This is a genomic window from Cellulomonas massiliensis JC225, assembly GCF_000312005.1.
Taxonomy (GTDB): Bacteria; Actinomycetota; Actinomycetes; order Actinomycetales; family Cellulomonadaceae; genus Cellulomonas; species Cellulomonas massiliensis.
In genome coordinates this window covers 2,039,245-2,054,635 of record NZ_HE978588.1, presented here as the reverse complement: position 1 = coordinate 2,054,635, position 15,391 = coordinate 2,039,245, and the positions used below count along the sequence as shown (strand labels likewise).

The window sequence follows — 15,391 nt, the reverse complement described above, 5'->3', positions numbered from 1 at the left end:
ACGACCGCGACCGGCCGCGCGAGCGCGGCGAGCGCGGCCCGCAGCTCGTCCACCGCGAGCCCGGGCTGCTTCGCCGCGACCTGGACGAGCGCGCGGACCACGGCCGCCGCGAGCGTGAACGCGACGACGAGCGGCAGCAGGGGCAGCGGCGCGCCGACGAGACGCAGGTGCAGCTGGGCGCGGCGGCGGGCGGCGAACGAGCGGCGCGGGTCGGCGAGGTCGTCGAACCCGTCGCCGTCGACGTCCGCCTGCGTGGGGTGCACCTCGCGCAGCCCGAGGTACGTGGCCTGCGCGTGCCGCACGACGGCGGAGGGCACCACCACGACCCGGTGGCCCGCCAGCCGGGCCCGCCGCGACAGGTCGAACCCGTCGCCGAACGGCCCGAGCGCCGGGTCCGTGCCGCCCAGCTCCTCCCACACGTCGCGCCGCACGAGCGCGCCGGCGAGCCCGACGCCGAGCACGTCGTCGCGGACGTCGTGCTGCCCCTGGTCGAGCTCCCCCGGCTCGACGTCGGTCATGCGCCGGCCGGACAGCGACGTGCGCACCCCGACCTCGAGCAGCCGCTCCGGGTCGGTCCAGGTGCGCTGCTTGACGCCCGCGACCGCGACCGAGCGCGCTCGGCCCACGGCGCGGGACAGCTCGGCCAGGGCGTCGGGCGCGGGCGCGCTGTCGTCGTGCAGCAGCCACAGCCACGTCGGCAGGGGGCCGTCGGTGTCGGACGCGAGCGCGGCGCGCACGGCGTGGCCGAACGAGCGGGCGCCGGGGGTCTCGACGACGCGGACGCGTGCGGCGGTGGCCCGCAGCGCCTCCTGCGCGACGGTCGCGACGCCGCCGCGCGGCTTCGGTGCGGCGTCGACGACGAGCACCCGCAGCGGGGCGCGGGTCTGGGCGCCGAGCGCCGTCAGGGTCGTCGCCAGGTACGGGGTGACGCCTCGGGTCACCACCACCGCGGTGACCGAGGCCGCCACCACGGTGGAGGTCGTCGCCGTGGGCACGTCCACGGGCTGGAGCGTCTCAGTCATGCTGGCGGCCATCATGCCGCCGGGGCCCGCGGAGGCCGGGAGCGACACCCGCCCGGTCCGGATTCTCAGGATCGGGCCGTCGGACGCGCGCGCCGTCGCGCCCTCGGGGCCGGCGTCGGGCTCGTCCGTGGGCCGGTGCCCGGTCAGACGACGCGGCGCTTCAGCTTGCGGCGCTCACGCTCGGACAGGCCGCCCCAGATGCCGAAGCGCTCGTCGTTGGCCAGCGCGTACTCGAGGCACTCGGCGCGCACCTCGCAGCCCGTGCACACCTTCTTCGCCTCGCGCGTCGAGCCGCCCTTCTCGGGGAAGAACGCCTCGGGGTCGGTCTGGGCGCACAGCGCCCGCTCCTGCCACCCCATGGGGCCGTCGTCGTCGGCGTCCCCGAACATCGGCAGGACGTTGGCGAGCTGCGGGGTCGCCGGGGTGCGTGCGTCGGACGGGAAGCTCTCGTCGCCGTCGAGCAGGTTCCACATGCGTGCCTCCGTGCTGGTGCTGCTCAGGTGCCCGTACAGGCTCGTGGTTCTCGTTCAGGTGCGATCGGCCCGGAAGCCGCACCGCCTCGTGCTGCTCGTCGCGATCAGGCGTTGCAAGAATTACACGCGTGTCGTTTCGGCCAGTCAAGCCGGAGCGTGGTACCCGCTCTCGACCCGCGGGTGAAGTTGTCGGGCATTTCGGACGCCGGGGACGACGCAGGCGGCGGGCGGGCGCCCGGCCGTGCCGGGCGGGCGGCGGGGCGGGCGTCGGGGCCTGCGTCCGGGCCGGCGTCGGGCCCACGTCCGCCGGCACCTACGCTGCTGGCATGCGAACGGTGGCGGACGTCCTGGCCCTGCTCGAGCGCGACCCGGGGCGCCCGCGCCTGACGTGGTACGGCCCGGACGGCGAGCGCGTCGAGCTCTCCGGCGCGGTGCTCGTCAACTGGGTGAGCAAGACCACGAACCTCCTCGTCGAGGAGTTCGACGCCGGACCGGGGTCGCGCGTCCGCGTCGACCTGCCGGGGCACTGGCGCTCGGTCGTCTGGCAGCTCGCCGCGTGGCGCGTCGGGGCGTGCCTCGTCGACGACGAGGAGGAGGTGCTCGTCACCGACGCGCCGCCCGCGGACGCGCCGGGGGCCGAGGTCGTCGCCGTCGCGCTGCCGGCCCTGGCACGGCGCTTCGACGGCGCGCTGCCCCCTGGGGCGATCGACGCCGCCGCGGCCGTCATGACGTACGGCGACCGCATCGGCTGGGCGCCGGTGCCGGACCCCGCCTCCCCCGCGGTCGACCGCGCCGGCACGCGGGTGGCCCACGCGGACCTCGTCGAGACCACCGGGTCCGGGGAGCGCGTCCTGCTCGCCGCCCCCCGCGACGCCCGGGGGCTGCTCGGCCGGCTGGCCGCCGACGCGTCCCTCGTGCTGACGGACGGCTCGACGGCCCGGGCCCTGCTGGCCGACGGCGCGCGGCGCGAGCGCCTCGTCGCGACGGAGCGCGTGACGCTGGACCTGCTCGGCTGACGCCCGGCCGTCAGCGCGCGCGCAGGAGCGACGTCTGCTCCGGGTACGGCAGCGTGGGGGTCAGGCCGGTGGTGCGCCGCTCGGCCAGGCCGCTGGCCGCGACCGCCGCCCGGTAGCGCGCGCGCCTGCTGTTGTCGAGCACCACGAGCCCACCCGGTGCCAGGTGCTCGACCGCCCGCGCGAGGCACGCCTCCCGCGCCCGGCCGTCCACGACGACGAGGTCGAACGCGCCGCCGACGCGGTCGATCGTCGCGACGTAGCGGGCGAAGTCGAGGCCGCCCTGGCCCTCCTTCGCCGACGGCACGACGGGCGCCGCGCTGGGCTCGGCCTCGACGACCTCGACGGTGAGGTTCGCGTGCCGGGCGAACTCGGGCTCCATCCAGCGCGCGAAGCCCGCGTCGTGCTCGACCGAGTGCACGCTCGTCGCCCGCCGCGCGAGCCACAGCGAGCTCGCGCCGGAGCCGTACTCGAACACGCGCGTCTCCGGTCGCGCGGCGAGCCACGCGTCGACGGCGTCGATCGCGTCGTACGTCCACCACGGCACGTCCATCGCCGCGAGCGCCGGCACGTCGTAGACGTGCCTGAGGCTCCACAGCCAGTGGCGCGCGCGCGACGTGCGCGGCGGCGGGTCGGACGGCAGGGCGTGCACGGCGGTCAGGCCGCGCCCGACGCCGTGCATCGTCGCGACGTAGGCGCGCTTCGTCAGGCGCAGCGCGGAGCCGGCGAGGCTCGAGCGGTCGGTCATGGGGCTCCGTCGTCCGTGGGTGCGTCGGTCCGTGCGTGCCGGGGGGTGTCGGCCGGTGCGGGCGCGGGCCCGCGCGCCCGCAGGTAGGCGAACGCCGCCAGGGCGCCGAGCGCGTCCACGACGACGTAGAGCAGGCGGGACAGCGCGGCCACGGCGACGCCGGCGCCCGCGCCGAGGCCGCTCAGCGCGGCGAACACCAGCTCGCGCACGCCCGCCCCCGCCGGCACCGGCACCGCCAGCAGGCCGACGGTCCAGGCGGCGACGGACGCCACGCCCACGGCCGGGGCGGAGCGGTCGTAGCCGAGCGCGTCCGTGACCACCACCGCGGCGAGCGCGACGAGGAGCCACGAGCCGAGCGAGACGAGCGCGACCACGACCATCCGCCGCCACGGCGGTGCCCCGAGGCGCTCGCCCCGCACCACCACGTGCAGCGCCCGCAGGCCGGCGCCCACGACGCGCGGGTGCAGCAGGACGAGCCCGACGGGCAGGCCCAGGGCCAGCCACGCCGCCCAGGCAGGGCCGCCGGCGGCGGCCGCGGCGGGTCCGAGCACGGCGCAGCACCACGCCCCGCCCACGACCGTGGCGCCGAGCCCCACGACCGTGGCCGCCCAGCTCGTGCGCCGGTCGACGCCGTCGCGGTGCGACAGCTCGCCGCGCCCGAGCACCGACCACACGCCGCCCGGCAGGTACTTGCCGATCTCGCCGCCGAAGTACCACGCGGCGACGTCGGCGAACCCGCGCCGCACGCCGAAGGCGACGAGCGTGCGCCACCACGTCAGGGCGAGCAGCAGGGACGCGGCCGCGGCGAGGACGAGCGCGACGAGGACCAGGCGCAGGTCGGCCGAGCGCAGGGCAGGGCCCACCTCGTCCCACTGCTGCACGAGGGCCCACACGCACAGGGCGACGGCGGCCACCGCGACGAGGCGGCCGGCCACCCGCACCCACGGCCGGCCGGCGACGCCGCCCTCGCCCGAGGAGGCGCCCGTCATTCGCCGGATCGCCGGTACTGGATCTCCTTGAGCCGCTCGAGCTGGTCCTCGAGCAGCACCCGGTTGGTGCGCTGCAGGTCGGACAGCACGCCGAGCGCGACCGAGAGCAGCGCGGCGACGGCCATGATCGCGCCGAAGATGAGCGACTGGATGTTGCCGGCGTGGCCGTCGCGCGCCCACAGCACCAGGAACCGCACCATGGGGATCGCCGCCAGGACCCCGAACACGGCGGCGAGCGTCGTGAAGATCAGCGTCGGCTTGTACATGAGGTAGCTGCGCACGATCGCGGAGGCCGACTTCGCCATGTGGTGGAAGTCGTTGCGGAACAGGCGGGACTCCCGCGTCTTCGGGTTCGTCACCACGGGGAGGCTCTCGATCCGCAGGCGCTTGTGACCCGCCTGGATGATCGTCTCCATGCTGTAGCTGAACTCGGTGACGATGTTCAGCCGCATGAGCGACGCGCGCGAGTAGGCCCGGAACCCGCTCGCGGCGTCGGGCAGGTCGGTGTCCGCGGCGCGGTTCACGACGCTGCTGCCGACCCGCTGCATGAGCTTCTTGAACGGCGAGAAGTGCGCGATCGTCGCCGTCTGGCGGTCGGCGATGACGATGTCCGCCCGGCCCTCGAGGATCGGCCGCACGAGGTCAGGGATGCGCTCCTGCGGGTACTGGTTGTCGCCGTCGGTGTTGACGACGACGTCCGCCCCGTGCGCGAGGGCGTAGTCGACGCCGTCGCGGAACGAGCGGGCCAGGCCCATGGTGCGGGTGTGCCGCAGCACGTGCTTGACGCCGTGGTCGCGGGCGACCTGCTCGGTGCCGTCGTCCGACCCGTCGTCCACGACGAGGAGCTCGACGGTGTCCACGCCGTCGATCCGCTCGGGGATCGACGCGAGCACCGCGGGGAGCGTCGTGGCCTCGTTGAGGCAAGGGATCTGGATGAAGACCTTCATGACCGTCCTGTCGCACCGCGCGGGCGGGCCCGACTCTACCGTCGGGCGGGCGCGGCGTGACGCGCACCACGTCCGGTCCGTCCGGGCATGCGCCAGACTGCTCCCCATGCGCGGAATCATCCTGGCCGGCGGCTCCGGCACGCGGCTGCACCCCATCACGCTGGGCGTGAGCAAGCAGCTGGTGCCCGTCTACGACAAGCCGATGATCTACTACCCGCTCTCGACGCTGATCCTCGCGGGCATCCGCGACGTGCTGGTCATCACGACGCCGCACGACGCGGAGCAGTTCCGCCGGCTGCTGGGCGACGGCTCGCAGTTCGGCGTGTCCATCTCGTACACCGTGCAGGCGGAGCCGAACGGCCTGGCGCAGGCGTTCGTCCTGGGCGCGGACTTCGTCGGGACGGACCACGCCGCGCTCGTCCTGGGCGACAACATCTTCTACGGGCCCGGGCTCGGGTCCCAGCTGCAGCGGTTCTCGACGGTCGACGGGGGCGCCGTCTTCGCCTACCGCGTCGCGGACCCGACGGCGTACGGCGTCGTGGAGTTCGACGACGAGGGCCGCGCGCTGTCCATCGAGGAGAAGCCCGCGCGCCCGAAGAGCAGCTACGCCGTGCCGGGCCTGTACTTCTACGACAACGACGTCGTCGCGATCGCCCGCGACCTGCGGCCCTCCGCGCGCGGCGAGTACGAGATCACCGACGTCAACCGCACGTACCTGGAGGCCGGGCGCCTGCAGGTCGGCGTGCTCCCCCGCGGCACGGCGTGGCTCGACACCGGGACGTTCGACTCGCTCACCGACGCGGCCGACTACGTCCGGACCGTCGAGCGCCGCCAGGGCCTGCGCATCGGCGTCCCCGAGGAGGTGGCCTGGCGCCGCGGGTTCCTCAGCGACGACGAGCTGCGCGAGCGGGCGGAGCCGCTGCGCAAGTCCGGCTACGGCGACTACCTGCTGCGGCTGCTCGCCGAGGAGCGCTGAGGCGCGAGCCGCCCGCGGCCGTCGTCCTCAGCCGAGCACCTCGCCCGCCGCGGCGTCCCACCGCTGCTCCCAGGGGCCGATCGGCTCCACGCCCGCCCGCTCGAGCGCGCCGTGCGCCAGCACCGAGTACGCGGGCCGCGGCGCCGGGCGCGGGAACCGGTCGCTCGTCGTCGGCCCCACGCCGGAGGCGTCCAGCCCGGCGGCGGCCACGACGGCGCGCGCGAACCCGAACCACGACACCGCACCCGACGCGGTGCCGTGGTAGGTGCCCGCCGGCGCCCCCGCGTCCAGCAGCCGCAGGACGAGCGCGGCGAGGTCGCGGGTCCAGGTCGGCTGCCCCACCTGGTCGTCGACCACGTCGACGGAGCCGCGCTCGCGCGCGAGCCGGGCGATGGTCCGCGGGAAGCACGGACCGCCGGCGCCGTACAGCCAGGCCGTGCGCACGACGAGGTGGTCGGGGCACTCGGCGCGCACCGCCCACTCCCCCGCGGCCTTGGTCCGCCCGTACGCCGAGCGAGGCGCCGTCGGGGCGTCCTCCGCGTACGGCACGTCGGCGTCGCCCGCGAACACGTAGTCGGTGCTCACGTGCACCAGGCGCGCCCCCGCCCGCCGGCTCGCGCGCGCGAGCAGCTGCGCGGCCGTCGCGTTGACCGCGAAGGCGGCGGCCTCGTCGTCCTCCGCCGCGTCCACCGCGGTGTACGCGGCGCAGTTCACGACGACGTCCGCGCCGCGCACCGCGGCCAGCACGCCGAGCTCGTCGGTGACGTCGAGGTCGGCCCGCCCGAGGCCCTCGACGTGGTGGCCCGACGCCCCGAGGACGTCGACGACGTCCTGCCCCAGCATCCCGCCTGCTCCGGTCACGACGACGCGCACGACACCTCCTGGTCCGGCGCGGCCGTCCCGCACCGACCGCCTACTGTGTCACGTGTGCCGGGCGGTCCGCCGGACCGGGCCGGTATCCTCGCCGCGGCCGCCGAGCGCGCCGCGTCCGCCCCACGCCGTCGACCCCGAGGAGCCTCGGTGCCCGATCCGCTCGTCCGACTGCGACGTCTGCTGGCGAGGGCGCGGCGCCGCGGCCGCGACGAGGCGCGCGCGGCCGCGCCGAGCGCCTCCCGCCGGCTGCGCGAGCGGGTGGCGTCGCTCGTCGACTCCCTGCCCGCGGACCTCGACGTCCGCCGCGTGCTCGTGCTGGCCGACGGCCTGGACGTGCAGCGCAGCGTCGACGAGATCCGCTCGCGCCGCCCCGACGCGGGTGTCGACGTGCTGGTCCGGGCGGACGACGTGCGGCTGTGGACCGACGAGGCGCCGCCCGGAGCGCGGGTCCACGTGGCGGCGTCCCTGGAGGACCGCGTCGCCCTGGTGCGGACGCTGGACCGGTTCGACCTCGCCGTCGACGCGAGCCGCCGGGAGCGCGACGCGGTCGTGCACCTGCGCCGGCTCGTGTTCACCGTGCGCCCCGGCGGCGCGTGGGCCGTCGCGGGCGCGTTCGACCCCGCGGCGCGGGACGACCGCTCGGTCGCGGGGCTGCTCACGCTCGCGGCCGGCCTGCGCGGCGGCGACCGGGCCACCCGCAAGGCGGCCCGCCCGGCCGACGTCGACCTCGCGGACGGCATCGAGCATGTGCGCCTGGACCCGCAGGGCGCGCTGCTGCGGCGCACCGGCGAGTACTACGCCAAGCTCCGCGACTGGGACGCGGACGCCGTGCTCGACGCGCGCTACGGCGACTCCTGGGGCCGCGTGCTCGAGGTCCGTCCCGCGACGACGTTCACGGCGCTCGCCGACGTCACCTCGCACGGCGAGGGCCCCATCGCCTCGGGGCGCCGCACGTTCGCCGTCCCGCCGCGCGAGCTGCGGCTGTACCGCTGGCCGCGCGCCTCCGCGCGCCAGGTGCTGCTCAAGGACGACCTCATGCTGCCGGACTCCTTCCGGCACCCCCACCAGCGCGTGCTCGGCAACAAGCAGATGAGCCAGGCGACCGCCGACTTCGCCCGGTACCTGCCCCGCACGCAGCCGGTCGCGCAGCGGACGCTGCACGGCCGCTACTACTACTTCGACAGCGCCTTCCCGTTCCACTTCGGCCACATCACGACCGAGGTGCTCTCGCGGTACTGGGGCTGGGAGCGGGCGCGCGAGCTGGACGGGGACCTCGTGCCGCTCGTGAGCGTCCGCGACGAGGGCGCCACGCTGCCGGTGTTCCAGCGCGCCATCTTCGAGGCGCTCGGCGTCGACCCGGACGCCGTCGAGCTCGTCGGCCCGCGCGAGTGGGTGGACGTCGAGGAGCTCGTCGCCGCCACGCCGCAGTTCGAGAACCCGCACTACGTCGACCCCGACCTCGCGCGGGTGTGGGCCGCCCTCTCGGCGGGCCTGCCGCCGGTCGCCCCGCCGGTCGTGGCCGAGAAGATCTTCGTCTCCCGCCGGCCGTCGGGGAAGCGTGACTGCCTGCAGGCCCCCGAGCTCGAGCAGCTGTTCGCCGACGCCGGCTTCGCGGTCGTGTTCCCCGAGCAGTACCCGTACGCGGAGCAGCGCGCGCTGTTCGCGCAGGCGCGCGTGGTCGCCGGGTTCGCCGGCAGCGGCATGTTCAACATGATGTTCGCCCCCGGCGCCCGCGTGATCGTCATCAGCGGCGACTCCTACACCGCCGCGAACGAGGAGCTGTTCGCCGCCGCGAACGCGAACGACATCCACTTCTTCTGGGGCCGCTCGCTCGTGCCGACCGTCGGCGGCCGGTACGACGTCAAGGCCTTCAAGTCGAACTGGACCTTCGACCTGCCCCGCTTCCGCGACGAGCTGCTCGAGCTCGTCCGTTGACCCCCACCCGAGCTGGAGGACCCGCATGAGTGGCACCTACCGCGAGCTGTCCGTCCCCGGCGCGTGGGAGGTCACGCCGCGCCAGTTCCCGGACCCGCGCGGCCTCTTCCTCGAGTGGTTCTCCGGGGCCCCGTTCGCCGAGCACGTGGGCCACGGCCTCGGGCTGGCGCAGGCCAACCTGTCGGTCTCGGCCGCCGGGGTGGTGCGCGGCGTGCACTTCGCGGACGTCCCGCCGGGGCAGGCGAAGTACGTGACGTGCGCGCGCGGCGCCGTCCTCGACGTGGTCGTGGACCTCCGGGTCGGCTCCCCCACCTTCGGCACGTGGGACAGCGTCCTGCTCGACGACGTGGACCGGCGGGCCGTCTACCTCGGCGAGGGGCTCGGCCACGCGTTCATGTCGCTGGAGGACGACTCGACGGTCCTGTACCTGTGCTCGACGCCGTACAACCCGACGGGCGAGCACGGGATCCACCCGCTCGACCCCGACCTGGCGATCGCCTGGCCGACGGCCGACCGCGCGGGCGCCGCCCTGCAGCCGCTGCTGTCGGAGAAGGACGCCGCGGCACCGACGCTGGCGCAGGCGCTCGCCGACGGCCTCCTGCCGACGCAGGACCAGGTGCGCTCGCTGCGCCCCTGACCGCGGCGGGCCGGGCCGGGTCGGTCAGTCCTGGGCGTCCGTCAGTCCTGGGCGCGGACGAAGGCGTGGTACGCCTCGCACACCGCCTCGGACGGACCGTCCATGACGAGCCGGCCCTGGTGGATCCACAGCGTGCGCGAGCAGATGCTCAGGATGGTGCGCAGCGAGTGGCTCACGAGGAACACCGTGCCGGCCTGGTCCCGGATGCCGTCGATGCGCGCCTTGCTCTTCTTGCGGAACGCGGCGTCGCCGGTGGCGAGCGCCTCGTCGATCATGAGCACGTCCGGCACGGCGGCGGCGCTGATCGCGAAGCGGAGCCGGGCGCCCATGCCGGAGGAGTAGGAGTTCATCGGCAGGTACACCGCGTCGCCGATCCCGGCGAAGTCCACGACGTCGTCGAACCGCTCCCGCACCTGGTCGGGCGTCAGGCCGAGCGCGAGCCCGCCGAGCATCACGTTGCGCTCGCCGGTCAGCTCGCCGATGAGCGCGGCGTTCACCCCGAGCAGGGACGGGTCGCCCGAGACGTAGACCGAGCCCTTCGTCGGCGGGATGAGGCCGGCGATCGCGCGCAGCAGCGTGCTCTTGCCCGACCCGTTCACGCCCACGATGCCGATGGACTCGCCGTGGCGCGCCACGAACGAGATCCCGCGCACCGCCTCGACCGAGGTCAGCCCGCCGACGTGCTGGCGCCCGCGGCTGACCATGCGCTGCATGCGGCCCGCGGAGCGGTCCCCGACGCGCTTGCCGCCGAACACGCGGTACGTGACGTACAGGTCGTCGACGACGAGCGAGGGGGCGCCGAGCTCGCGCTCCTGCTCCTGCAGGGGCTCGAGGTCGTCGGCGTCGACCTCGAAGTCGATCTCCTCCGGGATGCTCATCAGTCGCGACCGTACCGTTCCTCGCCGCGCCAGAAGACGACGAACCCGACGAGCAGGAAGAGCAGGGCCCAGCCCACGCCGAACGCCCACATCACCGGGTCGACCTGGATCTCGGGCTCGTTGAGCAGGGTCGCCCGCGCGAGGTGCAGGTACACGGCGATCGGCTGGTACCCGAGCACCGCCGCGAGGGCGGGGTCGCGCACGTAGTGGTCGATGCTGAACAGCACGCCGGAGGCGTAGAACACGAAGCGCAGGACGAACGGCAGCACGTTCTTCAGGTCGGGCGTGATCGCGACCCAGCGCGCGACGAGGAACGCGCAGCCCGTGTTGAACAGCCACAGCAGCGCGATCGCGACCGGCAGCAGCAGCAGGCGCCAGGTGATCGGCTCGTCGGCGTACTTCGGGATCAGGCCCGACGCCCAGACGATCACGCACATCACCGCCGTGGTCGGCAGGACGGTGGTGAGCTCGGTGACGCTCGTCGACAGCGGGAGCACCGCGCGCGGGAAGTGCACGGAGCGCACGAGGTTGAGGTTGCCGCTGATCGCCTTCGACGCGGCCATGACCGAGGAGTCGAAGAAGCGGTACATGAACACGCCGACCACGATGAACGCGACGGGGTTCGCCATCCCGCGGGTGGTGCCGACGAGGACCCCGAACACCAGGACGTAGACGATCGAGTTCAGCAGGGGCGTGAGGACGCTCCACAGCTGGCCGAGGTACGACCCCTGGTTGCGGGCGTACGCCTTCGACCGGCCGAGCGTCGCGATGAACGCGCGCCGGCGCCAGACGGACTGCACGTACGGGACCAGGGGCGGGCGCACGCCCATCTGCCGCAGCCCGGCGGCCTGCGCGACGGCGCGCATCCGGTCCGAGTCCGCGAGCGGGCCGAGCGGTGCCGGGAGCTCGCCGGCGGGGGCGTCCTCACGAGGACCCCGCGTGGGGATCTCGATGTCCGCGGCCCGCGTCACCGTCTCGGTGGAGCGAAGAGGACCTGGCACGTCGCAGGGACCAATCGTTCGGGGACAGGGCTGGCGCGGGTGCGGACGGGGGCGGCACCGCGCCCTCCATAGTAAGTCGTCCGCCGCCGCGGTACGGCCGCTCCGGCCCCGCGCGCGCCCACGGCCCTCAGCGCGCCGCGACCACCCCCGAGACCCGCACCGGCGCGGCGTCCAGCGTCCTCACCCGCACGTCGCCGCTCATCGCGCGCGGCAGGACGACGTCGACCCGGTGCTGCTTGACCCGCGTCGACGCCGCCGTCGGGACGACCGCGACGCGCGTCCCGCCCACGCTGACCTCGACGCGCCCGCGGCCCGGCGCCGCGTCGACGACGAGCCGCACGCGCGTCACCCCGACGGCGTCGCGCACGGCGAGCGTCCGGCCCGGGGCCGACGTCTGCCACGACACGCCGTCGAACCAGGTCGCGGACCGCCCGACCGTCCATCCCGAGGAGCGCGCCACCGCGGAGGACGCCACGGGTCGCGTCAGCGCGTAGGACGACGTGACCGTGCTCGACCCGCCGCGGCCCACGGCCCGGACGGCCACCTGCCACGTCTCCCCGCGGCCGAGCCCGTCGAGCCGGAACGACGTGCCGGTCGTCGTGCCCACCCGCCGCCAGGCGGACAGCGCCCGGCCGTGCGCCGCGGTGCGGACCAGCACGTCGTACCCCGTCGCCGTGACGACGGGCTCCCACCGGACCGTGGTCGCGGCGTCCATGGCGAACGGCGCGTCCGCCGGGGTCGAGACGGCCGGCCGCGCCGGCGGGAGGTCGCCCACGCGGGGCACGTCCGACGCGGACGTGCGGCGCGGCAGGACGATCGCGGCGACCTGCACGGGGCCGGACCCGCCCACGTGGCGCAGCGTCACGGTCCCGCTCGTCGCCGAGGGCAGCACGAGCCGGTGCACCGCGCGCGCCTGCGTGGTGGGCGCGCGCGTGTCGATCCGGCCGACGACCTCCCCGGAGACGAGGACGTCGAGCGCGCCGGTCGTCGGCGAGCCGGACGTCTCCAGGACGACGGCGCGGTAGTCGCGCGCCCCCCGCACGGCGAGCGTGGCACCGTCGGCCGTGGTCCGGAACGCCATGCTGCCGGTGTCGCGGCGCAGCTCCCACCCGGCCGAGCGCGCGACGCCGGACCAGGGCACCGGTCGCGTCGCGAGCGCGAGGCCGAACGGCTCCCCGCGCCGCCCGGCGGCGTCCAGGGCGCGCACGACGAGGAACCGGGTGCGGCCGTCGGCGGTCGCGACCACCGCCGCGGGCGTGGTCGTGCGCGCGAGGAGCGTCCAGGTGCGCGAGTCCGGCAGGGACGACGTGACGCCCGCCGACCGTGAGAGCACCTGGTAGGCCACGGCCCCCGGCACCGGGTCCCACGCGTAGCGGGTGCGCTCGGCCCACTGCACGCTCGAGGCCGGCGTCGACGCCGTGGGCGCCGGCAGCGCCGCGACCGGCGAGCCCCATCGCGCGCGCGCCGCCTGGACCCGGTCGCGCACGGCCGCGCGGACGGCGGGCAGGCGCTTCCAGAGCCGGGCGCCCGGGCAGGCCGTGACGTTCGTGTCCCGGTGCCCCAGGACGACGGGCACCCGCACCCGCTCGCCGGGGCGGGCGCGGGTCCCGCTGCCCGTGCTGGCGCCGGTCTCGAGCACCGTGTGCCCGGTCGGGTCCAGGCCGTGCGCGTAGGCCTGCCAGGCGACGACCTGGTGGATCGAGCGCATCATGGCGGTCGTCGGCTCGACGTCGCCGAAGCTGCCCATGGCCGAGACGCCGATGGTCGCGCTGTTGTAGCCGCCCGCCTGAGCGCCGACCGGGAGGTCCTCGATCGCGTCCCGGCGGCCCTCGTAGATCGTCCCGAAGCGGTCGACGAGGAACTGGTAGCCGATGTCCGGCCAGCCGCGGCCGCGGGTGTGGAAGGCGAGGATGCCGCGGACGATGCCGGCCGACTGCGCGCGGGTGTACGTGTTCGTGCCGGCGGTGTGGTGCAGGTAGATCGCCTGCAGGCGCGTGGAGTACGTGGGCCACGGGCTGCCGAGCGACTCGTCGGCCCCCCACTGCTCGCGCGAGACGATCGACGGGCGGATCACGTCGGCGGTGACGCCTCGCGCCGTGCTCGCGGCGGTCGTGCTCGCCCCGGCGTCGCTCGCCGGCTCGGTCTGCTCGCCCGTCGGCTGCCCGGCGTCGTCCGTCCCGCTCGCGGAGGGGACGGACGTGCCGTCGTCGACCACGTCGAGCCGCAGGCCCGCGGGCGCCGACCCGTCGGCGGTCTGCACCCGGACCTGCGCCATGTCGGCGCCCGCGGACACGAGCGGCTCGGTGCCGGGCCGCTCCCCCGCGACGTCGGCCTCGGCGACGTGCAGCTCCATCCAGCCCGTCCAGGTCCCCCGCTCGCGGACCCGCACGGCGACGTCGCGGACGTCGACGTCCTGCCCCGGGTCCCACGTCACGCCGGCGACGAGGAAGCGCCCGGTGAACGTCCGCGCGCCGAGCGCGGCGAGCTCGTCGGGGTCGACCTCGTCGTGCGCGTCCTCACGCGGCGCCGCGAGCGCGCCGGGATCGTCCAGCGCCGCCGGGTCGACGCCGTCGAGCGGGACGGACGACAGCCCGGGCGACGGGTCGCCGGGCGGCTCCGTCGCCGGCGCCGCCGCCGACACGGACGACGACGCGGACGACGGCTCGACCGCCGGTGCACCCGCCGCCGCGGGCGCCGCCGCGCCCACCCCGATCCCCAGCAGCAGCGCCATGCTCGACGCGACTTCCACCCGCATCCGACACCCCCCGCGACCTCGTGCCCCCCTCGGGCGCGACCACAGGCGGCCCACGGTAGGCGGCCCACTAGAGTGAGGCGCCGACGCGGGCCGCGTGTCGGGAGGATCGACCAAGGGAGCACTGTGCGACTGCTCGTCACCGGCGGGGCCGGGTTCATCGGCGCGAACTTCGTCCAGCAGACGGTCCGCGAACGGCCCGACGTGACGGTGACCGTGCTCGACGCGCTCACCTACGCGGGCGACGAGGCGAGCCTCGCGCCGGTCGCCGACGCCGTCACCTTCGTGCGCGGCGACGTGGCGGACGCCGACGTCGTGGACCCGCTGGTGCGCGACGCCGACGTCGTCGTGCACTTCGCGGCCGAGTCCCACAACGACAACTCGCTGTCGGACCCCTGGCCGTTCGTCCGGACGAACGTCGTCGGCACCTACACGCTGCTCGAGGCGGTCCGCCGGCACGGCACGCGGTACCACCACATCTCGACCGACGAGGTCTACGGCGACCTCGAGCTCGACGACCCGGCGAAGTTCACGCCGACCACGCCCTACAACCCGTCCTCGCCCTACTCGTCGACGAAGGCGTCGTCCGACCTGCTGGTGCGGGCGTGGGCGCGCTCGTTCGGCGTGGCGGCGACGATCTCGAACTGCTCGAACAACTACGGGCCGTACCAGCACGTCGAGAAGTTCATCCCGCGCCAGGTGACGAACGTGATCGACGGCGTCCGTCCGAAGCTGTACGGCTCGGGCGCGAACGTGCGCGACTGGATCCACGTCGAGGACCACAACGCCGCGGTGTGGGCGATCGTGGAGCGCGGGCGCATCGGCGAGACGTACCTCATCGGCGCGGACGGCGAGGTCGACAACCGCACCGTCGTCGAGACGGTCCTGGAGCTCATGGGCCGGCCGCGCGACGCGTACGACCTCGTCGCCGACCGCCCCGGCCACGACCTGCGGTACGCCATCGACGCCTCGCGGACCCGCGAGGAGCTGGGCTGGACGCCCCGGTACCGCTCGTTCCGCGAGGGGCTCGCGGCGACGATCGCCTGGTACCAGGAGAACGAGGCCTGGTGGCGGCCGCGCAAGGCCGCCACCGAGGCCCGGTACGCCCAGCTCGGTCGCTGAGCACCCGCCGCCGGCGGCCGCTCGA

At 75.5% G+C, this 15,391-nt stretch carries 14 protein-coding genes; 5 read left to right on the top strand and 9 right to left on the bottom strand.

Going from position 1 to position 15,391, the window contains the following annotated elements:
- Both HGCM_RS17825 and HGCM_RS09740 read right to left on the bottom strand, forming a co-directional pair.
- Positions 1-1,022: glycosyltransferase family 2 protein (locus HGCM_RS17825; protein WP_147573144.1), on the bottom strand; the 1,022-nt coding region annotated here is incomplete at its 3' end.
- Positions 1,023-1,165: 143 nt separating this feature from the next.
- Positions 1,166-1,411, bottom strand: a complete 246-nt coding sequence (locus HGCM_RS09740) for a WhiB family transcriptional regulator (RefSeq protein ID WP_281286131.1) — start codon at positions 1,409-1,411, stop codon at positions 1,166-1,168.
- Between the two features lie 410 nt (positions 1,412-1,821).
- Between HGCM_RS09740 and HGCM_RS09735 the strand changes: the two genes are divergently transcribed.
- Entirely contained in the window at positions 1,822-2,511 is a 690-nt protein-coding gene (locus tag HGCM_RS09735) for a TIGR03089 family protein (RefSeq protein ID WP_019136655.1), read from the top strand.
- 10 nt (positions 2,512-2,521) lie between these two features.
- Here the strand turns inward: HGCM_RS09735 and HGCM_RS09730 are convergent, their stop codons facing one another.
- The 3 genes from HGCM_RS09730 to HGCM_RS09720 are packed head-to-tail and all read right to left on the bottom strand — an operon-like array spanning position 2,522 to position 5,192.
- Complete coding sequence (locus HGCM_RS09730) at positions 2,522-3,256, bottom strand: O-methyltransferase (RefSeq protein WP_019136654.1); 735 nt, start codon at positions 3,254-3,256, stop codon at positions 2,522-2,524.
- Positions 3,253-4,245: a lysylphosphatidylglycerol synthase domain-containing protein gene (locus tag HGCM_RS18850; protein ID WP_019136653.1), complete on the bottom strand. Its 993-nt coding sequence runs from the start codon at positions 4,243-4,245 to the stop codon at positions 3,253-3,255. The genes HGCM_RS09730 and HGCM_RS18850 overlap by 4 nt, the downstream gene beginning before the upstream one ends.
- Positions 4,242-5,192 carry a glycosyltransferase family 2 protein gene (locus HGCM_RS09720; RefSeq protein WP_019136652.1) on the bottom strand — a complete coding sequence of 317 codons (951 nt, stop codon included), beginning with the start codon at positions 5,190-5,192 and terminating at the stop codon, positions 4,242-4,244. The genes HGCM_RS18850 and HGCM_RS09720 overlap by 4 nt, the downstream gene beginning before the upstream one ends.
- Before the next feature lie 106 nt (positions 5,193-5,298).
- Between HGCM_RS09720 and rfbA the strand changes: the two genes are divergently transcribed.
- Positions 5,299-6,168, top strand: a complete 870-nt coding sequence (rfbA, locus tag HGCM_RS09715) for a glucose-1-phosphate thymidylyltransferase RfbA (RefSeq protein ID WP_019136651.1) — start codon at positions 5,299-5,301, stop codon at positions 6,166-6,168.
- A 27-nt stretch (positions 6,169-6,195) separates the two neighbouring features.
- On the opposite strand, the gene rfbD is transcribed toward rfbA, so the two are convergent.
- Complete coding sequence (rfbD, locus tag HGCM_RS09710) at positions 6,196-7,041, bottom strand: dTDP-4-dehydrorhamnose reductase (protein WP_019136650.1); 846 nt, start codon at positions 7,039-7,041, stop codon at positions 6,196-6,198.
- A gap of 147 nt (positions 7,042-7,188) precedes the next feature.
- On the opposite strand from rfbD, the gene HGCM_RS09705 reads away from it, so the two are divergent.
- Both HGCM_RS09705 and HGCM_RS09700 read left to right on the top strand, forming a co-directional pair.
- Complete coding sequence (locus tag HGCM_RS09705) at positions 7,189-8,976, top strand: glycosyltransferase family 61 protein (protein ID WP_019136649.1); 1,788 nt, start codon at positions 7,189-7,191, stop codon at positions 8,974-8,976.
- 25 nt (positions 8,977-9,001) lie between these two features.
- Positions 9,002-9,613 (top strand): dTDP-4-dehydrorhamnose 3,5-epimerase family protein, encoded by a 612-nt coding sequence (locus tag HGCM_RS09700; RefSeq protein ID WP_019136648.1) that lies wholly within the window; start codon positions 9,002-9,004, stop codon positions 9,611-9,613.
- 41 nt (positions 9,614-9,654) lie between these two features.
- On the opposite strand, the gene HGCM_RS09695 is transcribed toward HGCM_RS09700, so the two are convergent.
- The 3 genes from HGCM_RS09695 to HGCM_RS09685 form a co-directional block, all read right to left on the bottom strand.
- Entirely contained in the window at positions 9,655-10,491 is an 837-nt protein-coding gene (locus tag HGCM_RS09695; protein ID WP_019136647.1) for an ABC transporter ATP-binding protein, read from the bottom strand.
- A complete protein-coding gene (locus HGCM_RS09690) occupies positions 10,491-11,462 on the bottom strand; it encodes an ABC transporter permease (RefSeq protein WP_019136646.1) in 972 nt (323 codons plus the stop codon). Before HGCM_RS09690 ends, HGCM_RS09695 begins: the two co-directional genes overlap by 1 nt.
- A gap of 157 nt (positions 11,463-11,619) precedes the next feature.
- Entirely contained in the window at positions 11,620-14,247 is a 2,628-nt protein-coding gene (locus tag HGCM_RS09685) for an N-acetylmuramoyl-L-alanine amidase (RefSeq protein WP_019136645.1), read from the bottom strand.
- Positions 14,248-14,370: 123 nt separating this feature from the next.
- Here HGCM_RS09685 and rfbB point away from each other — a divergent pair, with 123 nt between their 5' ends.
- Positions 14,371-15,366 (top strand): dTDP-glucose 4,6-dehydratase, encoded by a 996-nt coding sequence (gene rfbB / locus HGCM_RS09680; RefSeq protein WP_019136644.1) that lies wholly within the window; start codon positions 14,371-14,373, stop codon positions 15,364-15,366.
- Positions 15,367-15,391 lie beyond the last annotated feature (25 nt).

What these genes read in the sequence shown, in the direction of transcription:
- HGCM_RS09730 (WP_019136654.1), bottom strand. Translation starts at nt 3,256, where the DNA reads ATGACCGACCGCTCGAGCCTCGCCGGCTCCGCGCTGCGCCTGACGAAG.
- HGCM_RS09740 (WP_281286131.1), bottom strand. Translation starts at nt 1,411, where the DNA reads ATGTTCGGGGACGCCGACGACGACGGCCCCATGGGGTGGCAGGAGCGG.
- HGCM_RS18850 (WP_019136653.1), bottom strand. Translation starts at nt 4,245, where the DNA reads ATGACGGGCGCCTCCTCGGGCGAGGGCGGCGTCGCCGGCCGGCCGTGG.
- HGCM_RS09700 (WP_019136648.1), top strand. Translation starts at nt 9,002, where the DNA reads ATGAGTGGCACCTACCGCGAGCTGTCCGTCCCCGGCGCGTGGGAGGTC.
- HGCM_RS09735 (WP_019136655.1), top strand. Translation starts at nt 1,822, where the DNA reads ATGCGAACGGTGGCGGACGTCCTGGCCCTGCTCGAGCGCGACCCGGGG.
- HGCM_RS09720 (WP_019136652.1), bottom strand. Translation starts at nt 5,192, where the DNA reads ATGAAGGTCTTCATCCAGATCCCTTGCCTCAACGAGGCCACGACGCTC.
- rfbA (WP_019136651.1), top strand. Translation starts at nt 5,299, where the DNA reads ATGCGCGGAATCATCCTGGCCGGCGGCTCCGGCACGCGGCTGCACCCC.
- HGCM_RS09695 (WP_019136647.1), bottom strand. Translation starts at nt 10,491, where the DNA reads ATGAGCATCCCGGAGGAGATCGACTTCGAGGTCGACGCCGACGACCTC.
- HGCM_RS09685 (WP_019136645.1), bottom strand. Translation starts at nt 14,247, where the DNA reads ATGCGGGTGGAAGTCGCGTCGAGCATGGCGCTGCTGCTGGGGATCGGG.